Below are 23,138 nucleotides of genomic sequence, written 5' to 3' on the forward strand. Positions count from 1 at the left end.
CAATAAGAAAATACAATGAGCAAATCAGCGCTATCGCATGGAAAGATAATAAAAAGTAGCTTTAAAGTACCAGGATGGGCAAAGAACCGTCACGTGCAAACTATATGGCCGCGTTTTATTCAAAAGCGTTTACCCCTTTCTTATAATATGGAGCGTTTAACTTTACCGGATGACGATTTTGTTGACGTGGCGTGGGGCCCTAAACCTCAAGAAATATCAGGGATAGTGGTGATATTTCACGGATTGGAAGGCAGCATTAAATCGCACTATGCGAATGATATGATGGCCCAACTATCTGTGAATGGTTGGCAGGTGGTAATGATGCATTATCGCGGCTGTAGCGGTGTGCCCAATCTAAAAGCGCGGGCCTATCACAGTGGCGAAACAGAAGACCCCAGTTTTTTCTTAGAGTGGCTGCACGATAAATTTCCCCGTACTCCCAAAGTAGCTATTGGCTTTTCCCTTGGCGGTAATATGCTGTTGAAGCTGTTAGGTGAAAACCCAGCACAAAAGTGGCTAAAGGCAGCAGTTGCCATATCTTCTCCGCTTAAACTATCTGAGTGCGCTAAGTCAATCAATCAGGGTTTTTCTCGTGTGTATCAAAAGTATTTACTTACTAGCATGAAAGATACTTTGCGTAAGAAGATGGAATACATTGATTATCGCAAGCTTATTCAGCTTACAAAAAGTGATGTAGAAGGCATTACTAGCTTTACTCAATTTGACGAAAAGATCACGGCTCCCCTGCACGGTTTTGCAGATGCGCAAGACTATTATGAAAAGTGCAGCGCGTATCACTTTTTAAGCGCTATCCACTGTCCAACGTTAGTATTGCATAGCATCGATGACCCCTTTATGAACCACTTAATTGTGCCAAAAGAAGAAGAGCTTGCGCGTAACGTTACCGTAGAGTTGAGCGAACGAGGCGGTCATGTCGGCTTCATGCAAGGCTCTGTATTAAACCCGAAGGTTTGGCTGCACGAGCGCGTAAAACGCTTCGTTAGCGAAGCATTACCGGTAAACTCAACTTGTGGTTATGTTAGTCGCTAATGCCGCGGTGATATTGATGTCGTTTAAGTTTTATAAAACGTTTTTCCCAGGAGTGTGAATGATAGTCCCCATCGACGCGTTAGAAGCCGATACGCTTTATAGCTTGGCTGAATCTTTTGTATTACGCGAAGGCACCGACTATGGCGCTGAGGAAGTTGAGCTAGAAGTAAAAGTTCAGCAGGTGCTAGACAGGTTAAAGTCGGGCGAGGCAGTACTTGTATACTCAGAGCTCCACGAAAGTGTGGATATAAAAAGAAAAGAAGATATTGAGCCCAGCGACACAGCTGAATAAAAAACGAAGCGAAAGAATAGCCGTCTTCTTGAAGTGCAGACACAAAAAAGCCGGGTCGAGCAACCCGGCTACCTACCTGAGGAGAGGAAGGCTTAAAAAGCGTAGCGTGCAGTTACCTGCATAATGTCTAAATCATCAATGACTTTGTAGTTTGCACCAACAGCCCACTGTGGCGTGATGTAGTAGTTAGCGCCTACTTTGAATGTCGCTTCACCATCATCTACATCGTAATAGCCCACTTCACCAGCAAGCTCTACCTGCTCTGTAATCATTGAGCGAAGACCTGCATTAATGCTGTAGCCTGTCTCATCATCTATGTCACCATCAACACGCTCTAGGTTAGCGCCAAAATAGGCATCTGTTGTGGCGTTTACAGGTAAGCGGTAACCTGCACCTAGGGTTAGCATATCGAAGTCGAAGTTACCTTCTTCAAAAAAGCTGTACTCGCCGTTTAAGTACCAGTTGCTGTTTAACAGGTATTTACCGTTAACGGTTAGGCCGTCTGGTTCGAAAGACTCGTTGTCGTCAAAGTCCATTTTGGTGTAACCACCTTCTACGTAACGCCAGTCTGGCTTGTCGGCCATTGCTGTAAGAGGAAGTGTTGCCGCAGTAAGTGTAGCTGCAATAAGTGTGATTGATTTACGCATGTGATAACTCCTTAGTATGCTCAGTAGCCCACTGTCTGCAGCGCAGTCGCTCAATAAGTTTGCAAAGCGTCTCGGAGGTCAGCGCTTTTACGATGCGCTGCTCTTCAAAAACGTGCTGGCCCTATACGTCGCTTTTCAGTGGGTTACTTAAGTGATGAACACAAAGCTAAAAACTTCTTCATGTCATCTCAATTATTTCTTTTCAGAAATAGTGTCCGATGTATTTATCAAAACCATGAAGTGCAAAGCGTCTGCCAACTTCGAAAAAAGCTCAGCTGAAATACAAAGAGGAAGTGGCTATCTATCTAATAATTATAGAGAAATTTAAAGTAAGAAGAGGCGGTATGCGAATGACGAAGCAGCTAAAGCCTAGATTGAGGCTAAAAATTAAACATATTGGCATGGAGAACTGTCTCTAAAAAACAACAGTTAACCTTTTGGCTAGCTCATCGGACAAATTTACAACAACGAAATTGTCTTCCACCTTCAATGTCGATGTTTTTAAGTTGTTGTAAATAAATGTAAATTTAATTAATAAGACCGTGTTTTTAGTATTGGAACAGCTTTTGCTCAAGTACTTCTGTGTTATCCAGCATTCACTTTTGCCAACAGGCACGGAATTCGACTTTTTGCGATACCAGTGAATAAAGAAAGGAATAGAGCGCCTTTCTTGAATGGTTTCAATGAATACTTTTTCTCATCATCGTTTTAAAGCAGCAGATAATCTGTTGCTCGCTATGTATAGCTAAGCGATAAAGCTAAGAGATTGACGACCATCTGGATAACCATTGTTTTCATAAGGAGAGGACGAATGGCTAAGCCAGTTTCAATTTTCGGAAAAGATTTACAAACTAATGCGTTTCAGCATCGAAAGCTGTCGCGCATTCTTTTAGCAATGACCAGCGTTATTGCCCTATTTGCATTTCAACAAGCGGGCGCTGTCGAGGTCAATGACAACAATCAGCCTCAAAAAGCATCACCCGTTCTTCAATCTATTATTGATGCTGCTCGCAAATCAGCAACAGAAAGCTATGAACAAGACGATCACGGACTAAACAGCAAATTAAAAGAGATTGATTACACCACTTATCGTTCTATTCGCTTTAAGCCTGAGCAAAGTCTTTGGCACGGTGAGAACGACTACGAACTTCAGTTTTTTCATCCAGGTTTTTTATACGAATACCCCGTTACCATTCACACTATTGGCGAAAGCAATAAGCCCGAACGTTTAGCGTTTAACAGCGACATGTTTAACTACGATGGTTCTGCAGCAGGTTTAGCGGACATGACGGATGAAAAGTCAGGGTTTGCAGGCTTTCGTGTTCACTACCCTATAAAAAACGAAGAGTACAAAGATGAATTTGCTGTATTCCTCGGTGCTTCATATTTTCGTTTGGTAGGTAAAAATCAAGTTTATGGTATTTCAGCACGCGGTTTGGCAATTGATACCGCGTTAGCGAAAGGTGAAGAGTTCCCTCATTTCACAGAGTTCTGGGTTATCGAGCCTGGTGAAGGCAAGCCAATTACTATTTATGCTCGCCTAGAAAGTCCTTCTGTTGCGGGGGCTTATAAATTTGTTATCCAGCCTGATATTGATACCAGTGTAAAGGTAGAGAGCTGGTTATTTGCTCGCGACGACGTGAATAAGCTAGGTATTGCGCCATTTACCAGTATGTTTTTATATGGCGAGAACACAGAAAAGCGTCATGACGATTATCGTCCAGAAGTGCACGATAGTGACGGTGTGCTAATGGTAACTCATGCGGGTGAAGAGATTTGGCGTCCACTGACTAACCCAGCACGCCTTCAGGTTACGTCACTTAGCGATACAAATCCAAAAGGCTTTGGCATGCTTCAACGCGACGGCGAGTGGGGTAACTACCTTGATGCTGAGGCCAACTATCATATACGTCCAGGGCTATGGGTTACTCCGGAAGCCGGCTTTGAGAAAGGTCGCTTGGAAGTCGTAGAAATACCAACTAAGTCTGAAATTCATGACAATATCGTGGCTTTCTGGACACCTGAAAAGCCATTTAAATCCGGTGAGTCCCTGTACTTCTCTTACGACCTTAAGACGGTAGAGCAAAACCCTTTTGTAAGCGAATTAGCGTCTGTTGTGCGCACCCGTCAGGGAAAGGCTGTATTGCCCGGTGACGAGTTTAAAAACGAAAGTTTAAATACGACACGGCAGTTCAATGTAGATTTTAGCGCGCCTTCTGCCGTTGCTTTTGATAACGAGTCGATGAAGCTGGTGGTACAGGGTACTAACGGCACAATTTCTCAGCAGAGACTTTACCCTGTAGCCGACGGCCAAGAGTGGCGTGCTTCCTTCTTCGTGAAGCCGAAAGAGAAGCAAACGGTAGATATGCGCGCTTACATTGAAAAAGACGGCGAGCGTGTGAGCGAGGTTTGGAATTATGTCTACCAGCCAAAATAATCGTACTCAAACATCAGTATCGAACGAGGCTAAAGCCGTGCCTCAGGTTAAACGTGACAGCACTGCACGTGCTTCACAATTCATCTTAAAAGGAGAGCATATGCGTTTGTTTATCATGGCAATGCTAGTAATTCCAAGCACGGCATTGGCCGGTTGGAGCTTATACGAGATATTTTTACCTAACGGCCTTACGAATTTAGAAATTGCGCAGTTAGGCTTGGGTTTGACCCTATTCGCTTGGCTGTGCATGGCGTTTTGGACAGGTATCATTGGTTTCTTTTTACAGCTTTTCAATATAGATCCACTGAGTTTACGCAGAAACCAAGTAAAGCCCGATGCTTCGTCGCCGTTAAAGCAAAAACACGCTGTAGTCATGCCGGTTTATAACGAAGATACCCGCCGTATTATGGTGGGGTTCGAAGCCTGTATTCGCGAGTTAATGGAAAGCGAAAACAGTTCGAATTTCGATTTCTATATGCTCAGCGATACCCGTGACATGGAAAAAGCGGATGCTGAGCTACGCGCTTTTACTCGATTGAAAAAGCGTTTGGGAGCATTCTCTAGCCAAGTGTTTTACCGCCGTCGCGAGCAAAACCTGCACAGAAAAGTGGGTAACCTTAAAGAGTTTTGCGAACGCTGGGGCGCAAATTACGAGTCGATGATTGTGTTAGATGCCGATAGCGTAATGACCGCAGAGCGTATGCAGGACCTGGCCCGCCGTATTGAGCAAAACCCTGATACGGCCTTAGTGCAGACTATTCCTATGCCAGTGCGTCAAAACACCTTCTTTGGTCGTTTCGTGCAGTTTGCTGCTCACCTTTACAGCCCAATGTTGGCAACAGGCTTATCATTTTGGCAAACAGATAGTGCAAACTACTGGGGGCATAACGCCATTATTCGCATTGCACCATTCATGCAGCATTGCGGTCTACCCACCCTTGAAGGTCGTGCACCTTTTGGTGGCGAAATACTAAGCCACGACTTTGTTGAAGCTGCGCTTTTGCGCCGTGCCGGTTGGCAGGCTTACTTACTTACCGACACAACAGGTAGCTATGAAGAAGTGCCAAGTAACATTGTAGACTACGCCATTCGCGACCGTCGCTGGGTGCAGGGCAACATACAGCATTTAGGGCTTTTGAAGGTGAAAGGTCTTAAAATGGCGAATCGCCTGCACTTCTTATTTGGTGCGTTTGCGTACATTTCTTCACTAATACTGTTTTGTATGTTGGCACTAGGTACCGCAGATGCATTAATTCGCGCCACGTCAGTGCCAGAGTTCTTCGTATCTGAGTATCAGCTTTTCCCCAGTTGGCAGGTAGCACGCCAAGACATGATGATGGTAACCATGTGGGGTACCGCCGCCTTACTATTCTTACCTAAACTTTTAGGTATTACCTTGGCTTTAATGAAACGTCGTGAAGAGTTTGGTGGGGCTTGGTCTTTACTAAAAGGCGCGGCAATTGAATTAGCCATGGCTGTACTAATTGCGCCGCTGATGATGTTCTACCATAGCTATTTTGTGATCAGCGTGTTTATCGGTCACTCAGTTAAATGGGAAGCACAAGAGCGTGAAGGTCGCAAAGTACCTTGGACCGTTGCAATCAAACACACGCAAATTATGAGCTGCTTAGCGGTAGCGTGGGGCGTAACTACCTTTTATTTCACACCGTCGCTGTTTATGTGGCTGCTACCTGTATTAATTGGCATGGTGTTGGCAGCACCGGTTATCCGCTTAACAAGCAGTGATAAACTAGGCATAGCGATGCGCAAGTGGGGAGTGTTTGTCATCGATCAGGAAGTGAATGAGTGTAAAGCTCTTAAGCGTTTACGTGTAGCGATGGGATATTTCACTGTCTCTCAATATAAGGCTGAAGTACCTGCCCTTCCTGAGAACGTGTGGCAAGGTATGCCAGAGCAAGCGTTAAGTCAAAAGCCATTACCTATGCGTTACAGACTTCCTAACAGACTGCATCAGTCTTAGAGAGAAGCTCTTTAAACCAAAAAAGCCGCACGTTTTCGTGCGGTTTTTTTGTGCTTTCATTTATTACCACTGCCTAACTCTTATCGATAGACCCTAGCAATAGCAGTATTCTATTGCGTAAAGGTAACAGAAAACGTCACTGGGACTGTCGTCGTTATACTCTTTAGCCCTGCAATTTTTTGTAGCGCAGCTACGCCTTCGGCAAGGCCGAAAGATTCTGCTTTAATAAGCGTAGGAGCAGTAGTAGATACAGTTAGGGTATCGTCGTCTACTTTACTCGCCTTAACCGCAAATGATGTAGGAACGGCTTTTCCATGTAACATCAAAATGCCATCTACTTTCCCGTTAACGACTTGACCCGCTTTCAGGTTTGTCATCGACTCAGGTAACTTGGCTTCAAACGTTGCCTGTGCAAATTCGCTCACGTTGAACAGCATCTCTTGCATTCGCTTGTTGCGAATATCAATGGCTGTATTTACTGACGATAAGTCTACTGCTACGGAGAGCTTGCCGCTATCAGACAGCGTACCATCAAAGCTATCAAACTTATGTACTTCGGTGACCTGTGCATTCTTCGTTGATAAGAAGTGTAGTGCACTTGTTTCGCCGTCTATTGACCAGTCGGCTGCGGCAGGAAATGCTAGCCCACATGTGAGCAATGCTGCAGATAACGTGCGAATACGTGTAGTCATCATAGGTTACTCCTTTTACTTTTTGGTTCCATCTGGCTTGATTTAACCACTACCAGAGTAATGTGGCCCAGCAACATTACTACGCTATTATACGTAGGTTAACACGCTGTGCTAACTAAATAGTACGCGCTAGCGCTGATGTGGGTTTACGAAGTCATCATACTGGACTACATCTCGCCATGGCACCCTTTGATCGCCCATTACCACAAAATCTGGGTTCTCTAGCGAATGACGCTGATTGTAGGTAAGTGGCTCGAAGTTAGCAGCGGCGATACTCCCGCCGGCTTCAGAGACAATACATTGCGATGCCCCCGTGTCCCATTCACCGGTAATACCTATGCGCATAAAAACGTCAGCTTTTCCTTCGGCAATAAAGCAGGCTTTTAGTGAACAGCTTCCCAAGGGAAGAGTGTGATAAACGCGCTTAGCGCACATTCTGCTAAGCACTTTTTCTCTTGACTGGCGACGGCTAATTGCAATCATCACCACGCTATTTTTAGGATCGTCTAGCTTGCGTACGCTAATGGGATGATCGCCATCAGGTGAAGACTTGAATGCCCCTTTCCCCTTTTGCGCATAATACAACGATTGCCCAGGAGGCCAGAAGATAACGCCTATGGTAGGTTCATTATTCTCAATTAGGGCAATGTTAACCGCAAAGTCACCACTTCTAGCGATGAACTCTTGAGTGCCGTCGATGGGATCGATTAGCCAGTATCTGGGCCAATGCTTTCGCTCTTCTAAACTTGCGTGTTTGTTTTCTTCTGAGAGGATAGGGATATCAGGCGTCGCGGCTTGTAAGCGTTTGTTGATGATATCATTTGCCAAATAATCTGCGCTGGTAACGGGAGACTCATCGTCTTTTTGATAAGCGTCAAATTCCCCTTTATCGTATACGTCTAATACGGCTTCACCGGCTTCGATGGCAATTTCTTTCGCAAGTTCTAGTAGGTCGGCATGGGCGTCATCGGGCATTGTTTATTGTTCCTTAAACCACTTTTGAGCTAAAAACAGCGCGGCTATGCAGCGTGCTTCAACAAAGTCTTCTCGTGCAAGTAAAGCATCTGCTTCATCTAAAGGCCAGTGAATCACCTCAAGAGGCTCGGGTTCGTCGCCTTCAAGTTGCTTAGGATACAAGTCGCGAGCCAAAACAATGGTCATATTGGCGTTAAAGAAAGTGGGCGCCATGCTGACCTTATGAAGCTCAACAAGATCATTGGCCGCGAAGCCAGCCTCTTCTTGTAGTTCGCGATTAGCCGCTTCAATGGCAGTTTCACCAGGGTCTATTAAACCTTTAGGGAAGCCTAGTTGATACGAATGAGTGCCGGCAGCATATTCGCGAATTAACACCATGGTGTTTTCATCAAGCATGGGCACTATCATTACCGCGCCCCTGTTTCCACCCGCCATCCGCTCGAACTCACGGGTGGCGCCGTTTGAAAACTCAAGGTCTAAGCGCTCTACCCTAAAGAGTTTGCTTTGCGCAACGATTTCACGAGAATGAATTTGTGGTAACGGTTTGTTCGGATCAATTTTTGGCATGTCTATCGCTACAACTTTGTTATCATACTTGTATACAATTTCTTAGCTTACTTCATTATAAGGAAAATCGCTTGCCCTTTCTGCCCTGGAATGAAATAGAAACTGTACTGCTAGATATGGACGGTACCCTGTTAGACCTTCATTACGACAACCAGTTCTGGCTACATCATTTGCCTAAACGATTGGCGGAAATAAGGGGAATATCAGAGGCGCAGAGTCAACGTGAAATGACTGCGCGATATGAGTCAGTATTCGGGCAAATTCAATGGTATTGCTTAGATTACTGGGCTGAATCCCTCGAAATGGACTTAGAAAATGAGTTTATGCCGCTTAAGCGTGAACTGGCGCATTTGCTCGCCCTTCGCGACGATACTATTCCTTTCCTTGATGCGCTTCATGACTCAGGCAGGCAGGTGGTATTGGTGACCAACGCCCACCCAAACAGTTTGGCGCTTAAGGTAGAACATACTCAGCTCGACGCGCATATCGACAACCTTATTTCTACCCATGAATTTGGTGTAACTAAAGAGTCTCAGCTTTTGTGGAAGCGACTACAAGAGAGAGTACAATTTGATCCTCGTCGTACCTTGTTTGTCGATGACTCATTACCCATTTTACATTCGGCAAAGACGTACGGTATTAAACATTTACTTGCTGTCGATAACCCCGATAGCACCTTGCCAAATCGCAATATTAGTGAGTTTTCAGCGGTGCGCGATTACCGTTTAATGCTAGAAGACATAAAGCAGAATCCAGTTGATACTGCTTTGAAAAAACGTTTTTAAAGGATGAAAGCAAATGGTTTCTGACACAATTTACGTAGGCTCGCTAAATCCGGTAAAAATAAACGCTGCGCTCAATACACTTTCCGACACACTAGAGCACGATTTCGACGCTCAGGGTATGGCTGTGCCAAGCGGCGTACCCGACCAGCCAATGAATGAGGACGAAACGCGCTTGGGCGCCATTAATCGCGTGAAGGCCATGCTCGCTCATCATCAAGGTGGACTCACAGACTCTTGGTATGTGGCAATTGAAGGGGGGGTGGATGTTTTTGAAGATGGCCCTGCTACCTTTGCCTATGTGGCGATTTACCACGAAGGTCACTGGTCGGTAACACGAAGTGCGAGTTTGCCTTTGCCTGTTAGCGTGTATCAAGCATTACAGCGTGGCGAAGAGCTTGGGCCGGTTATGGACAAGCTTTTCGATACCGTAAATATAAAACAAAAAGGCGGTGCTATAGGGTTACTGACTCTAAATCATGCTTCGCGACAAAGTGTTTATGAAGTGGCGTTGACCCTTGCTATGGCGAAGTTTCATTTTCCTGACTTATACACTGACTAGGTTGAGACAGCATTTGGTGCGCAACGAAGCACTTCACTCCGTTATTTCAACAGATTGCCACAAGGGTCTTTTCGCTTAGGAAAATAGATAAAGCGATCGCAATGGTCGCCCTGAAATCTTTACTGCGATAGGTAATCTTTTCTGTATCCTCTTTTACCTCTCTCGGTTTCTCTTACTGGGGGTCTTATATAAGCTTTTGAAAGTATTGAATAAAATTTCATTTGGCACATTGGCTTTTTAGTTGCAAATCCTTCAGACCAAACGGAATAAGGAGAGTGACGATGAGTGAGACAATCAATACCTACAACCCTGCTACAGGTGAAAAGATCGATCATTATCATTTGATGTCAGCTGAGGATGCCGAACAAGCGGTAACCCGCTCACAAGAGGCTTATTTGAACTGGCGTCGTACATCATTTGAAACCCGCGCAGATTTATTCAATAACCTTGCGGATTTAATGGAAGAACGCATCGACGATCTCGCTAGTCTCATGACTCGTGAAATGGGAAAAGTGACCGCACAAGGTAAGCAAGAGGTGCAGCTATGCGCTGAAATATGTCGCTACACGGCCGAGCATGGCGCTTCAATTCTAGAAGATGAACATCGCATTTTCGAGGGCGGTCGTGCCATCATTACTTATCAACCTATCGGCGTTATTCTGGGCATTCAGCCTTGGAATTTCCCACTTTATCAGGTTATTCGCTACAGCGTATCGAATATTATGGCGGGTAACACTACGGTGCTGAAGCACGCAAAAAACGTGTTTGGAATGGCACAAGCTATTCAGCAAATGTACGAAGATGCTGGTTTTCCAAAAAATGTGTATCAGTCTCTACTTATTGATGGCGGTACGGCCAGTGATTTAATTAAACACAAATATGTGCGTGGCGTCACCTTTACAGGGAGCGACGAAGTAGGTAAGCAAGTGGCGAAAGAGGCTGCGAGTCTATCTAAGAAAACCGTGATGGAACTTGGTAGTAACGATGCTTTCTTGGTGTTAGAGGATGCTGACATCGACCATGCGGTAGAAATGTGTATTCAAGGTCGCGTAATCAACAATGGTGAAACCTGTGTAGCGGCTAAACGCTTCGTTATCGTTGATAGCGTTTATGACGAGTTTAGAGACAAGTTCGTGGCGCAATGTAAAAAGCTTAAAGTGGGTGACCCAACGGATGAAAATACCGACCTTGGCCCCATGGCAAGAGAAGACTTGCGAGATGAACTGCACGACCAAGTGAAAAAATCGATCGAAAACGGCGCTACGCTGTCTCTCGGTGGAGAAGTTCCAGATTCTGATGGTTACTTTTATCCGGTGACGGTGCTTGAAAATGTATCGCCTGGCATGCCCGCTTACGACGATGAGTTATTTGGTCCTGTCGCGTCATTAATCCGCGCCCGTGACGACAAACAGGCAATGGAAGTCGCAAACGACTCACGCTATGGTTTAGGCGGCGGCATTTTTAGTACAGATACAGACAAAGCTATTGCACTGGCGAAAGATGAATTCGACACTGGTATGGTGAATATTAACGGTTATTCACTAGCACAGCCAAACCTGCCTTTTGGTGGTGTAAAAGATAGTGGCTACGGCCGTGAACACGGTGGCTATGGTATGCGCGAATTTGTGAATATCAAAACCATTATGGTAGCTGAAAGTGCTGCTGAGTAATTACTAGATATTTATCATCATTGTATTGAAACGGGCGCGTGCGACGTGCCCGTTTTTTTATATCTTCGTTTTAGTATCAACACGCTCTTTGACGCGTTTCTGTTTCCCTGAATATTTTTACGCCACCGTTCGGTCTTTTATCTTGATATGAAGGTATAAAAATATAAGGAATGGTTTAGGATGACGGCGATGAAAGTCTTACACAGGCAGTTAAGTATTATAAGCAAGGGCACAGTGCAAAAAGTGCACACAAAGGAACAAGGTAAACTACGCACTGCGTGGGTGAGTTTGCTTTCAACGACGTCTATTTTCTTGTTCTTGGCAATAGCGCCAGCCTCATCGGCGCCTTTTACGCAAACATCGTCTCCATCATTTCCTCAACCGCCGACTTCAGAAGAAAGTGCTGGTGAAAGTAAGGCATTTATGGCCTGCCAGAACGTGTCTGTTCAGGTGCTAGGTTCAGGGGGGCCGGAATTGGATGACGGAAGAACATCGAGCGCCTATTTGGTCTGGGTTGATAACAAAGCACGTGTTTTGGTAGATGCTGGCAGCGGCAGCAGTGTTCAGTTTGGCGCAACCGGTGCGTCATTTGAATCCCTTGATGTGATTTTGCTTTCTCACTTACATACTGACCACAGTGCCGATTTGCCGAGCTTCGTAAAAGGTGGTTATTTCACTAACCGCGAAAAAAATTTATGGGTAATAGGGCCTGATGGTAATGACGCCATGCCCTCGACCAACGCTTATCTCTCATCGCTAATTGGCGAGGAGGGCGCATTTAAATATCTGTCTTCTTACACTATCGATGGCCAAGACGACTACACCATATCGGCAAAAAGCGTTGTAGACGCCACATTAGAGAAACCTTTTGAATATGATGTGAATAGTGACATTAGTGTTGAAGCGATGTCGGTGAATCACGGGCCGATCCCCACACTCGCGTGGAAAGTTAAGGCTAACGGATGTGTAGCGGTATTTTCTGGTGATACGAATGATGAACAGGGAAACCTGGCTCGCTTCGCTAAAAACGCTGACCTTTTAGTATTGCACAACGCAATTGACGATAACGCGGGGCGCGTTGCGAAGAACCTGCATATGACACCTACACAAATAATCGATATCGCCGCGCAATCTAAAGCAAAACGCATTTTACTGTCTCATATTATGAAACGTAGCGAATCGGGCTTAGATGCGCTTACTGAGGCTATTACGGTTGTTGCTGAGGGGCGTGTCTATGCTGCGCAAGAATTGATGAATATCACGCTTTTTGATGAGAACTAGGTACGGTTTTAAGTAGAAACATAAGACTGGTCAGCCTATGCCAAGAGGGGAGTTAGCAGGGTTGAACGTGGTAAAGATGAAGTAATGAAAAAATGCAGAGCATTAGGCTCTGCATTTTTAATTCTGACTGGGTATTGTCAGCATTTGCCGCTAATAGCGCCTAATGTTAACTGTACTTTGCTGGCGCTTTTTTTAGTCACTTCTAAACATCTTATTGCGGCGCAAAAGGCAATGGAATAGGCATACCATTTACACTGGCTTTGCCGTCTTTAAGCTCTAATTTTGCCTCATAACCTTGCTCTGTTTCTTTTATCAAGCCTTGTTGGGCAAAAGTACCCAACATCATTGGCGTCTGTTGGTCTACTGCGGCCTCAAGTTCCTCAGCCGTCATGTTTTGCGCCTGAGGTGTTGCCATTAATTGCCCCATCATGTAACCAGATACTACGCTTTGCGCAAAGGCTTTGTCGGCTGTTACCTGTGCATCGACCAGCAAATGGGTTACCCAGTAAGCCACATCTTCCATTGTGCCTGGCAAGGCATCAATGCCAACTAGTTTAGTGTTTGCGTGAGCATTAAACGAACCCTCGGGCAACGTTGCTTTAAGCTTCGTTATGTTAAGTTCAGGCTCTGCTTTTAGCTGGGTAAGCAGGTTCGTCTCAATAAATTCCATCATTTTGGCGGGTACTTCCTCAGAAGGCACCAACAGGGATGTGTTGCTGAACTCTTGATATGCTTTGATGAAGTCAACGTCTAAGTTATTTAAAGCGACGCCTAACACCATATCAGTGGCTGCAAGTTCAGGCCCTTCTACCTTATCAATGGCGTATTCTACGTATACATTAGCTGTATTGCTGTCATCATCAATTTTAGTGTCTGTAATAAGCGCAATATTGTCTAGCTGAACTGTTTCTCCTGCTTCAAGGCCCGTAAATTCCATGGTTTCTATAAGTGCTTTAACTTTCGATTCAAACAGTTCGCCTTTAAAGGCTTCTACCATGCTGCCATCGTAGGTCACATCCATAGAAAGATTGGATATCTTAATCGACGCGGCATCGGCGTTTATGCTCAGTGATTCACCCGATGAGGTATAAAAGGTCTGATCGCCCTCAGGAACAGCTTTACCAGCATAACCTGAGAAAAGCACTGTAAAACCTTCTTCCTCATTGGTTGCGCTAAGGGCCGGAATTACATCTTCGTAGCTTAAATTGCCAAGCAGGCCAACAACGCCTTCATTGCTATAAATTGGCTGTTCACCGTCCCATTGAACGTATTCTCTTAATTCATCCCCATCGATAAATACCGTGTAGTGAACGCGACCTAATCCAACGCCATCACCGAAGTAAACAGGACCGTGATGGGCAACCAGCGAAGCAGTTATACTAGGGTTTTCTTCTAGTGGTATCTCAGATTGGTCGATATTTTGCGCATTAAAAAGCGCTTGAAAATCGATAGCGAGTTTGACTTCTGCTTTCGTTGAGAACCAGCCTTTGTCGTACGAAATGATTTCGGCTGAATAGACAGCCTGTTCGTTAATTTCGGTTACTGCAGCGTTAACATTTTCTTCAACGCTATTACCGATAAAATAAGGGGCAACGCCAAGTGCAACTAAAGTAACGCTAGCGCCAGCAAAAAGAGGTTTGTTCATTGTACAATCCTTTGTTGAGTGTTTTTCCTAGTGGCCCTGATGTGAAAAACCAAGGCTTTTTCTGTATTGTTTATTGGGTTTAGCACTTTAAAGCTTTATTGGGATATATCCGCTGCTATTAGGCGTACCAAACAAGCGTGCAGCCTGATGGACTTCTTGCGGTAAGCTGTCGTCAGGTTTGAATTTACCACTTACACGGATATTTTTCATCGTAGTAGGGATAACCGCATCCATCGATAAGCTTAGTAAGTTTGGCTCGCTTACCATTATGCCAATGTCTTTTCCTTCGCAACGAAGCTTTGCTGAGTAAGTTCCGAAATCAATTGGTCCTTGTGTTCCTGCAACCGTAGCGTTTAACCAGTCTCCTGTGCCATCGAGCGACTCACATGCTGGACCAAAGGTTAGGTCACTTAACGAGACTTTAAAGCGTCCGCCTGCATTTACCGGTAAAGGCAAGCGAACTTGTGCAAGTACTCTATCTACAGGTAGGTACAGCGTAAAGTTCTCGGTATTGATCGTATCTTGGCTGAAAAGCCCGGTAGTGATAGGGCCTTCAAACGCGATGTCGTTTTTATCGCGAATATTACCTGCTTTAAGATCTAGCTTAACTTTACCCAATAACATGTGAAGTGGGCTGAGTTCCCACTTCAGGTTGTTAACAGGCAAGCCGTTAACCACTAGGGTCTGTGCTTTACCAGAAAATAAGGTGCCACTTACTCCGCTTACAGAAACATTATTCGGTAGTGTTATACGACCGATAACCTGCACTGCGGGCATATAAGCAATAGCAAACAATAGGAAGGCAAGAATTCCGCCTATGATCCAACTAACTTTCGACTTCATGCTTTACCTAACTGTAGTCGGCGAATTTTGATATAGCCTGGCGCATCTGCTTCAGCTATATCGGCTTGAAGAATAACTACACCCATGTTTTCCATGGCCTTTAGCCAGTCTAACACACTGTTAAACGGCGCTTGATCAACCCATACTTGAAGCTCGTCGCCCTGTGGCTGCATCCGAGAAATAGCAATATCGTACTGAGCAGTAGTGCGGTTTACCGCTTGCGGCAACGAACCAGAAAATGCACGCTTTCCACCGCTGCTGCGGCGTAATTGCTGAGCGCGTGCACCGCTGTCTTTTACCCAAACTAGAAGCGACTGCTGGTTATCAAGCAATTGTTTTTGTTTGTCTAGCGCAGCATTTAGTGGCGACCAAACTGCAAAATAAAACAGTGCAATGACTATCATTACTGCAGAAATTAGCACTAATTTTTGTTCCCGTTCAGTGAGGGCTTTGTATTTTTCTAAAAGTGCGTTCACGACGTACTCCTTACTGACACTGTACCCACAACGCCATTGTCACGATTATTAATAGCACCCTGTTCAACCACAAAACCTGCGTTTTCAGCGCTGCGTTTAAACTGCTCTAAGGCTTCAAAGTTTTTGCCCTGCGCCTGAATACGAATTTCTGTGCGGGTAGCGTCAAAGCGCAATGTTTGCGGCTTAACGTCGGTGGCTGAAAAAGCCGGTGCAAGCTGATCTAACATAATAAGCATGGAAGCATCCCCACCGCCCTGCTCTAACTTAGCCAGTTCACTTTGTAGCTTTAATCGCACGTTGCGATAGGTGCCAATATTGGGGAAGCCGGCTTTAACTGCGCTACTTATTTCACTGCTAAGTGCTTGGTTTTGCGACTTTAACTGATAAAGAGTAACGCCTTTATCTACTAAGCTGGTACACAGTGCAAGTACAGCGAGTACAGCGGCTACACGCCACTGACTTAGCACACCGCTGCGCTTACGTTTTATCTTGTAATCGCCCTGGCACAAGTTAAAACTGGTTTGCATGGCTTCTTTAGCCAAAACTTGCATGGGCAGTTCAAGCGGTGCCTGTGCTTCTTCAATGTTCGGCAGACTGCTTAAATCGATACCTGCGTAGTTTGTGATTGTCACAGGTGCTTCTTGCTGCGCAGTGAAGTGCACTAAAGTAGGAAGCAACCAAGTTTGTTCACCTTGAACCCCTTTGAACTCATCTTGGCGCACCAGTAGCTGTTCACCTAAGGTCAGTACCGACCAGCCGTTTTCCGTTACTGGCACTGCAAGTACATCAGGAATAATGGTGTCGCAGAATAACCCTGCTTCGCTCAGCCAAGACTGCCACAGTTGCATTTTTTCATGGCTAACTACAGCAACGGCTTGCTCATCGCCGCGCTTCGGGCCGATTGCAAAAAACTGCTGGCTAATGTCAGTAGCAAGCTCGTCTTCTAGCATAAACGGGATGGCAGAAATGATCTTGCGGCCAGCTTTCGGCGGCAGCTCAACCCATTTGAGTAAAATTTCGCTGCTGGGCGCTAACGCAATGACGCTACGTTGGCCTGCGCGTTCAGTAAGCGACGATAAGGCGTCGGCATTAGGCAGTTCGCCCGACGCAATAATTTCATCTTCTGTTCGCGAATAAACGAGCCAGCTTATCGGGTCTGTGTAGTTGGCGCCTAAACGCACCAATAATTGTTCCATTAATAGGTTCCCCCAAACTCGCGATTCACAATACTAACACCGGTATCGGCATTAACGTGAAACACGGTGGAAAGCTTAAAAGTTGCTTTGTTGTACTGTGTTTTTGTGTGCAACATAAAATATTCAGTTTTTACCGCAAACCAATCTTGTCGAGTGCTTGTTAAATTAAGCGCTTGAATCGAAGGCTCGCTTAAAAAATCATTAATTTCGTCCCAGCCGTTTTGCGGGCGACTACTAATTAAACTTGTGACCTGTTGAATGTCTAAGCCTGTCAGGCCTGCAAGTAATGGTGCATCTTCTTCTTCTAAGGTGTTGACGTTAATTTTCAACTCATTGTAATCCGGAATCACGCAAACTAATGGCAGTAATGCGTCTAGCCATTGTGGTGATACACCGTTAATAATACGCAATTCACTTTTTGATGCCAGTGGACCGTTAGCCGCAAGGTAAGGAAACTCTCTGGACTCGTATTCGCTGTCTTCTGCGCCGTAAGGACGCATTCTGTCATCTTCGTCGACCCAGTCAGCTAAACTATCGCGTAAGGTATCTGCGGTGTAGTTGTCTAGTCCGTCAACGCTAAGTGATAGCAACATAGTGTGAAAAGCGTCCATGGCTTCCGTGGTGTCACCCGCTCCACTGCTGCCAGTACCGCTGTTACTGCCTGTGCCTCCTGCAGTGCCAGACGTAATCGCGTTTAGATTAAAACACGCCTGCAAATCGTCTAAGTTAGCGGTTAAACCACCGTTTTCTAGAGGATAGCTGAATTCTTGTGCCCAAGGCTGATCTATAGAAATCACATCCGGGCTTTCTTCTATCAAAGACTGGATAGACTTACGCGCAAAGGCCTCGGCGCCCATGGCGTACCAGTAGGCTTGATTGTTGTCTTTTAAGTTCATCGTACGCTGCACCTGAAGCTGCAAGCGTGTGCCCATTTCTGTGGCCAATACCGCAACCAAAGCTACTATCATCAGCACAATCATCAGTGCCACACCTTTTTGTTTAGCCGGTGGGGTAGACGGTTGGGGCATACACGTCTCAGCCTTGGCGCGCGTATGGTTTTTTAAAAGGCGTGTTCCTGTGTTTGGCATTATGATGATTCACCCGTGGTTAAGGTAAATTCCCTTCGAATTTTGCCAAAGTCTTTACTTACAAACTCTATCGCGACTGCCCGCGGCAGTGCTGTACCTTTATAGCTCTCGCTCCACGATAGGTCTTCGTCTTCATCTAATGAACCGCTGTCGGCTGTGGCGAGAAACTCAATTTTTAAACTTTCTATGTCTTCTAGCAGCACTCGTACTTTCGGCTCGTAGCCAATAACATTATCCACGTAATTACTGTAAAGTCTCTCAAGCTTGTTCTCTTGAAGCCTGTAGGCAACAAACTGCAAAGTACTTCTTGGCAGCATTAACTGTGGATTGTGCCAACCGCCTCTTACAAAACCAATACCATCATCATCGCTATCGTCGGTTTCTCCACCTGCCATTACTACATCTTGCTTTTCTCCATTAACCCTTGCTGCGCGAGGCACGGCTTGTTGAAGGTCTCGCTCGATAGTGATCATGGCACGCTGTAGCAATTGGAGCTTGGCAAAACGCTCTTCTGAAATGTCATTGCTGTCGATAACTGTGGTTAATAAACCCGTTGATGCCAGCCCGATAAGGGTAAATATGGCCATGGCAATCAGTATTTCTATAAGCGTAAATCCGCGCTGCATACTAGTTCCCCGCCGTTGGCTTAGCCACAAAAGTGGTAACCGATGTCACTGAACTTTCGTAGCTTTCATCTTCGCCTACCGAAACGGTAACTGCACGTAAGTCGTTATCGTTGGTTTTCGCGACGGTTTGTTGCCAGTACCAAGTGCGGTCAGCCATCTCCATGGTGCCTTTTAAATTATTTTTGGGCGGCCAGGTGGTATCAAGCTGAAGCTGGTTTAGGCGATTGCTTGCCACCCAATTGGCAAAAGTAACAGACTCTATTTGGCCGACGCTAGATAAATGCTCGCCAGCGGCTTTAAGCACTGCGGTGCCTGTTAGTGCGAAAATAAGCAGTGCCACCATAACTTCAAGTAGGGTCAGGCCACGTTGGTTATGGGGGGGGTTAACCGAAACGCTTTTGCCAGAAGAATTTACCGAGTTTGTTCTCATACAAGGTGCTTTTAGAGTGGGCGCGTTCATAATGGACGCTTTCATAGTGGACGCTCCAGGGGCCCTTCAAGCACTAAAGGCGGTAAGTCTTGGTTTTGCAGACTGAAATAAACAGGGGCGTCGCCATCATCGCCCTCATAATTAAACGATAGGGTAAAAGGTGTGATCTCGCCGCTCGACATTATAAGCACTTGCGGTGGAGGCAGCTTTTTCTCTTCTTCGTTACCTATTTCTACCCCTTCTTCGGAAACACTTAGGTTTTCGTCGAATAATTCTCTGTCAAAGAGTCTATCTTCAACGTCCCATGGGAGGTCATCTAAATTTAAGGTGAAGGTAAAAGGTTCGGGTAACGTGTAAGGCTCGTAGGTTTTTTCGCCTTCAATACGCTGCCACTCATCATCGTCGTCTAGGTAAACGAAGTAGTATTCGTTTTTGTCAGCTTCAAAACGTACGCCCAGCTGTTGTTGATTTAACACCGCGAAGTCGCTGGCCATATCAACAATCACCTGCAGGCGCTGTGCTTGGGTTTTCAATAGGTCTGATTTACTTGCGCCGAAGGCGTTAAACATAACGTAACCCGCCGCCAAGCCCATAAGCAGCAGTACCAGCATGACTTCTAATAGGGTGAAGCCTGCTTTATGAAACGATGTACTGCCGCGGTAGCGCATATAGGTTAGTTCAAGTATTCGTTGATGTTCCAGTTACCGATGTCATCATCAGTACCCGGCTCACCGTCTGGGCCATTAGAGAAGATATCCACCACGCCAAGCTCTCCCGGGCTAATTAGCGTATATGGGTTGCCCCATGGATCTTCAGGAAGACGCTTGATAAAGCCGCCTTCTGGATAGTTGCGTGGGATTGGGTCGATAGTCGGCGCTGTTACTAGCGCGTCCAGACCTTGTTCAGTAGTTGGGAAGCGGTTGTTACGTAGCTTGTACATTTCAAGCGCACTTTCCATTTGCTGAATGTCTACCGCGGCCTTTTTAAGCTGTGCTTCCTCTTGATTACCCAAAATTTGTGGTGCAACCATTGAGGCCATAATACCGATGATTAGAAGTACGACCATGACTTCAATCAAACTGAAACCAGAACTGCGATTAAGTGTTTTCATTAAATATTCACCATGTTGTTCAATGCTAAAATTGGTTGCAATATTGCCATAACGATAAACAGGACAATGCCTGCCATCGATACAATAAGTAAGGGTTCAAATACCTTAAGTGAGACACCAATAAGCGCTTCAAATTCCCTATCTTGATTATCTGCAGCGCGAGCTAGCATTTGCTGTAGCTCGCCAGACTTTTCACCTGATGCAATCATGTGCATCATCATTGGCGGAAACATTTTCGTGTTATCTAGCGCAGCGCGCAAGCTAGAGCCTTCTTTAACGTTGACTGCCGCATCGGCTACTTGATTTTTAATATGCTGATTTTCCAGTACATCGCCTGAAATACGCATAGCTTCAAGTAGCGGCACTGCGCTGGCACTCAAAATACTTAAGGTTCGCGCAAAGCGAGCTGTATTTAAGCCTCTAGACACTTTGCCTATTAAAGGTAGGGTTAAAAGTGCTCTGTGATAGCGCAGCTTCATGTGTTTTTGCTGTAGCACGCGCTGAATAATAACAATAAGTACGCCTATGCCAATTAGCATAAATAAACCGTAGTTCTGAAGCCATGTACTTACGGAAATAAGAAACTGTGTTATGCCCGGCAGGTCTTGCCCCATATGGTCAAACTGGCCAACAATTTTTGGCACTACTACGGTTAACAGCAGTAATACGATACCCATTGCAAAGAACAGCATTAACGATGGGTAAATCATCGCTTGAGTAATTTGGCTGCGGGTTTGCTGCCTGCGTTCAGTGTAGTCGGCCAATCGGTTAAGCACGGTATCAAGGTGACCGGATTTTTCACCAGCTGCGACCATCGCGCGGTATAGCTCGTCAAACACACTAGGAAATTGTGCAAGCGCGTCTGCAAGGCCGTGACCTTCTACCACTTTACTGCGTACCGCCATCATCATGTTCTTCTGGCGGGGTTTTTCACACTGTTCGGCGACAGCGAGTAGAGCTTCTTCAACAGGAAGTGCTGATTCTACAAGCGTTGCCATTTGGCGTGTAAGAAGCGCCAAATCCGATGCTGAAATACGTGGCTTAAACAGTGAAAAAGAAAGCCCTTTGCCTTCGCTTTGAGACCGCTCTGCAACTTGCTCTACTTCTAACGGAATTAAACCTTTTTCACGCAGCTGTTGGCGTACCTGACGTGCGTTATCGCCTTCAAGCACCCCATTTGTATTTTTACCGCGGGCATTAACCGCTTTATAAGCGAATGCCGCCATTTAATCTTCCCTCGTTACTCGAAGCACTTCTTCAAGAGAAGTTTCTCCAGCTAGCACCTTGCTACAGCCGTCTTCACGGATGCTTGGGGTCGAGGTTCTGATATAACGTTCAATAGCTTGTTCGCCCACACCTTCGTGCATCATTTCACGCACTTTTTCATCAACTAATAACAGCTCGTGAATGCCGGTACGGCCACGGTAACCAGTTTGATTACACGCTGCGCAGCCGTGCGGCTTATAGATAGTGGTGTCGCTCGTTGCGCTCTGCCCTAGCACTTCAAGCTCAGAAGCGTCTGGCGTATGGGGCTTTTTACAATCTGAGCACAGGGTACGTACCAGTCGCTGTGACAATACGGCCAATAAGCTCGAAGACAGCAAAAATGGCTCAATCCCCATATCTTCTAAACGAGTAATAGCGCCTGCTGCGGTATTAGTATGCAGCGTAGACAGTACCAAGTGACCGGTTAAACTGGCTTGAACGGCAATTTGTGCGGTTTCGATATCGCGAATCTCACCCACCATGACTACATCAGGATCTTGACGCAAAATCGCGCGAAGCCCGCGGGCAAAGGTCATATCCACACGAGGGTTAACCTGTGTTTGTCCAATGCCTGGAAGGTCAAATTCGATAGGATCTTCAACCGTTAAAATGTTTCTATCTCGCGAGTTTATTTCGGTTAGACCTGCGTACAGCGTGGTACTTTTACCAGAGCCTGTTGGGCCGGTAACCAAAATAATGCCGTGAGGCTTTCTGATAAGGGACGAAAAATGGTTTCGGTTTTGAAGCGTCATGCCCAAATCTTCTAGATTCAAGCGAGCATTGTTCTTATCTAAAAGACGCAGCACTACACGTTCGCCATGACTCGATGGCATGGTAGAAACACGAACATCCACAGCGCGACCGGCGATGCGAAGCGTAATACGACCATCCTGAGGCACACGCTTTTCGGCGATGTCTAATTTGGCCATTACCTTTATACGGGACACCAACATAGAAGAAAGCTTGCGGTTAGGACGCAAAATTTCGCGTAATACACCGTCTACGCGAAAGCGAACAACAAGCTGATTCTCAAAGGTTTCGATGTGAATATCCGACGCGCCTTCCTTAATCGCTTCGCCCAACATAGCGTTGATAAGCTTGATGATAGGCGCATCATCTTCACTGTCTAATAAGTCTTCAGTGTCAGGCAAGTCTTCGGCAAGGGCGAATAAATCGCTTTCATTACCAAGGTCTTCCATAAGCTGTTTAGCTGCAGAGCTATCGCGCTGAAACGCGCTAGTCAGTAAGTTTTCAAACTCGTCAGCGGGTATGGTTTTAGGTACAAAGGGCTCACCATAGAAGCGACGTACTTCGGCAAACACGTCAAATGGCGTATTTTCTGTAAAATACAGAACTGCAGGCGTTTCGTTGGTTTCAAGCAACACTTGGTTGCGCTTTGCAAAACTAAACGATAACTGCTTAGGGCCAGCCTCTTCTTCAGGTAAACCGGCCTCTTCACCCATGGCTTCTAGGGCTTCTTCTTGCGCCTCTAGTGCTTGAGTAAGTTGTTCATCCGCCATA

23 protein-coding genes are annotated in these 23,138 nt (G+C 45.7%); 8 read left to right on the forward strand and 15 right to left on the reverse strand.

What is annotated here, in order from left to right; genetic code table 11:
* Positions 1 to 15 precede the first annotated feature (15 nt).
* Complete coding sequence (locus ACXAFM_RS09850; protein WP_474829060.1) at positions 16 to 1,050, forward strand: hydrolase; 1,035 nt, start codon at positions 16 to 18, stop codon at positions 1,048 to 1,050.
* A gap of 58 nt (positions 1,051 to 1,108) precedes the next feature.
* Positions 1,109 to 1,342: a YheU family protein gene (locus ACXAFM_RS09855; protein WP_474829062.1), complete on the forward strand. Its 234-nt coding sequence runs from the start codon at positions 1,109 to 1,111 to the stop codon at positions 1,340 to 1,342.
* A 92-nt stretch (positions 1,343 to 1,434) separates the two neighbouring features.
* Here the strand turns inward: ACXAFM_RS09855 and ACXAFM_RS09860 are convergent, their stop codons facing one another.
* Entirely contained in the window at positions 1,435 to 1,989 is a 555-nt protein-coding gene (locus tag ACXAFM_RS09860) for an outer membrane beta-barrel protein (protein WP_474829064.1), read from the reverse strand.
* Between the two features lie 811 nt (positions 1,990 to 2,800).
* Between ACXAFM_RS09860 and ACXAFM_RS09865 the strand changes: the two genes are divergently transcribed.
* Positions 2,801 to 4,426, forward strand: coding sequence for an OpgD/OpgG family glucan biosynthesis protein (locus tag ACXAFM_RS09865; RefSeq protein ID WP_474829066.1), 1,626 nt, complete (start codon positions 2,801 to 2,803; stop codon positions 4,424 to 4,426).
* The gene (gene mdoH / locus ACXAFM_RS09870; RefSeq protein ID WP_474829067.1) at positions 4,407 to 6,407 is read left to right on the forward strand and encodes a glucans biosynthesis glucosyltransferase MdoH; all 2,001 of its coding nucleotides are present in this window, start codon (positions 4,407 to 4,409) and stop codon (positions 6,405 to 6,407) included. Before ACXAFM_RS09865 ends, mdoH begins: the two co-directional genes overlap by 20 nt.
* 110 nt (positions 6,408 to 6,517) lie before the next feature.
* Here mdoH and ACXAFM_RS09875 read toward each other — a convergent pair whose 3' ends face one another.
* The 3 genes from ACXAFM_RS09875 to nudE all read right to left on the reverse strand — a co-directional run bounded on the left by ACXAFM_RS09875 (position 6,518) and on the right by nudE (position 8,641).
* Entirely contained in the window at positions 6,518 to 7,102 is a 585-nt protein-coding gene (locus ACXAFM_RS09875) for a YceI family protein (protein WP_474834352.1), read from the reverse strand.
* Between the two features lie 126 nt (positions 7,103 to 7,228).
* Positions 7,229 to 8,074: a 3'(2'),5'-bisphosphate nucleotidase CysQ gene (gene cysQ / locus ACXAFM_RS09880; protein ID WP_474829071.1), complete on the reverse strand. Its 846-nt coding sequence runs from the start codon at positions 8,072 to 8,074 to the stop codon at positions 7,229 to 7,231.
* A 3-nt stretch (positions 8,075 to 8,077) separates the two neighbouring features.
* Positions 8,078 to 8,641: an ADP compounds hydrolase NudE gene (gene nudE / locus ACXAFM_RS09885; RefSeq protein WP_014951322.1), complete on the reverse strand. Its 564-nt coding sequence runs from the start codon at positions 8,639 to 8,641 to the stop codon at positions 8,078 to 8,080.
* A gap of 71 nt (positions 8,642 to 8,712) precedes the next feature.
* On the opposite strand from nudE, the gene yrfG reads away from it, so the two are divergent.
* The 4 genes from yrfG (at position 8,713) to ACXAFM_RS09905 (ending at position 12,936) form a co-directional block, all read left to right on the forward strand.
* Entirely contained in the window at positions 8,713 to 9,426 is a 714-nt protein-coding gene (gene yrfG / locus ACXAFM_RS09890; protein ID WP_474829073.1) for a GMP/IMP nucleotidase, read from the forward strand.
* Positions 9,427 to 9,439: 13 nt separating this feature from the next.
* Positions 9,440 to 9,985: an inosine/xanthosine triphosphatase gene (yjjX, locus tag ACXAFM_RS09895; protein ID WP_474829075.1), complete on the forward strand. Its 546-nt coding sequence runs from the start codon at positions 9,440 to 9,442 to the stop codon at positions 9,983 to 9,985.
* 281 nt (positions 9,986 to 10,266) lie between these two features.
* Positions 10,267 to 11,655 carry an NAD-dependent succinate-semialdehyde dehydrogenase gene (locus ACXAFM_RS09900; RefSeq protein WP_474829077.1) on the forward strand — a complete coding sequence of 463 codons (1,389 nt, stop codon included), beginning with the start codon at positions 10,267 to 10,269 and terminating at the stop codon, positions 11,653 to 11,655.
* Between the two features lie 189 nt (positions 11,656 to 11,844).
* Positions 11,845 to 12,936 (forward strand): MBL fold metallo-hydrolase, encoded by a 1,092-nt coding sequence (locus tag ACXAFM_RS09905; RefSeq protein ID WP_474829079.1) that lies wholly within the window; start codon positions 11,845 to 11,847, stop codon positions 12,934 to 12,936.
* 211 nt (positions 12,937 to 13,147) lie between these two features.
* On the opposite strand, the gene ACXAFM_RS09910 is transcribed toward ACXAFM_RS09905, so the two are convergent.
* The 11 genes from ACXAFM_RS09910 to gspE all read right to left on the reverse strand — a co-directional run bounded on the left by ACXAFM_RS09910 (position 13,148) and on the right by gspE (position 23,137).
* A complete protein-coding gene (locus ACXAFM_RS09910; RefSeq protein ID WP_474829081.1) occupies positions 13,148 to 14,581 on the reverse strand; it encodes a YdgA family protein in 1,434 nt (477 codons plus the stop codon).
* A gap of 87 nt (positions 14,582 to 14,668) precedes the next feature.
* Positions 14,669 to 15,424 carry a type II secretion system protein N gene (locus ACXAFM_RS09915; RefSeq protein WP_474829083.1) on the reverse strand — a complete coding sequence of 252 codons (756 nt, stop codon included), beginning with the start codon at positions 15,422 to 15,424 and terminating at the stop codon, positions 14,669 to 14,671.
* The gene (gspM, locus tag ACXAFM_RS09920) at positions 15,421 to 15,900 is read right to left on the reverse strand and encodes a type II secretion system protein GspM (protein ID WP_474829085.1); all 480 of its coding nucleotides are present in this window, start codon (positions 15,898 to 15,900) and stop codon (positions 15,421 to 15,423) included. Before gspM ends, ACXAFM_RS09915 begins: the two co-directional genes overlap by 4 nt.
* Positions 15,897 to 17,096: a type II secretion system protein GspL gene (gene gspL / locus ACXAFM_RS09925; protein WP_474829087.1), complete on the reverse strand. Its 1,200-nt coding sequence runs from the start codon at positions 17,094 to 17,096 to the stop codon at positions 15,897 to 15,899. Before gspL ends, gspM begins: the two co-directional genes overlap by 4 nt.
* Complete coding sequence (gspK, locus tag ACXAFM_RS09930; RefSeq protein WP_474829089.1) at positions 17,096 to 18,124, reverse strand: type II secretion system minor pseudopilin GspK; 1,029 nt, start codon at positions 18,122 to 18,124, stop codon at positions 17,096 to 17,098. Before gspK ends, gspL begins: the two co-directional genes overlap by 1 nt.
* A 59-nt stretch (positions 18,125 to 18,183) precedes the next feature.
* A complete protein-coding gene (gene gspJ, locus ACXAFM_RS09935; RefSeq protein ID WP_474829091.1) occupies positions 18,184 to 18,810 on the reverse strand; it encodes a type II secretion system minor pseudopilin GspJ in 627 nt (208 codons plus the stop codon).
* A 1-nt stretch (position 18,811) separates the two neighbouring features.
* Positions 18,812 to 19,240, reverse strand: a complete 429-nt coding sequence (gspI, locus tag ACXAFM_RS09940) for a type II secretion system minor pseudopilin GspI (RefSeq protein WP_474829093.1) — start codon at positions 19,238 to 19,240, stop codon at positions 18,812 to 18,814.
* Between the two features lie 41 nt (positions 19,241 to 19,281).
* Positions 19,282 to 19,908 carry a type II secretion system minor pseudopilin GspH gene (gene gspH / locus ACXAFM_RS09945; protein WP_474829095.1) on the reverse strand — a complete coding sequence of 209 codons (627 nt, stop codon included), beginning with the start codon at positions 19,906 to 19,908 and terminating at the stop codon, positions 19,282 to 19,284.
* A 5-nt stretch (positions 19,909 to 19,913) separates the two neighbouring features.
* Positions 19,914 to 20,351: a type II secretion system major pseudopilin GspG gene (gene gspG / locus ACXAFM_RS09950; protein WP_474829097.1), complete on the reverse strand. Its 438-nt coding sequence runs from the start codon at positions 20,349 to 20,351 to the stop codon at positions 19,914 to 19,916.
* Positions 20,351 to 21,577, reverse strand: a complete 1,227-nt coding sequence (gspF, locus tag ACXAFM_RS09955; protein WP_474829099.1) for a type II secretion system inner membrane protein GspF — start codon at positions 21,575 to 21,577, stop codon at positions 20,351 to 20,353. The genes gspG and gspF overlap by 1 nt, the downstream gene beginning before the upstream one ends.
* Positions 21,578 to 23,137 (reverse strand): type II secretion system ATPase GspE, encoded by a 1,560-nt coding sequence (gene gspE, locus ACXAFM_RS09960; RefSeq protein ID WP_474829101.1) that lies wholly within the window; start codon positions 23,135 to 23,137, stop codon positions 21,578 to 21,580. It lies immediately after the preceding gene.
* Position 23,138 lies beyond the last annotated feature (1 nt).

This window comes from Alteromonas sp. ABD4_190, assembly GCF_056160105.1.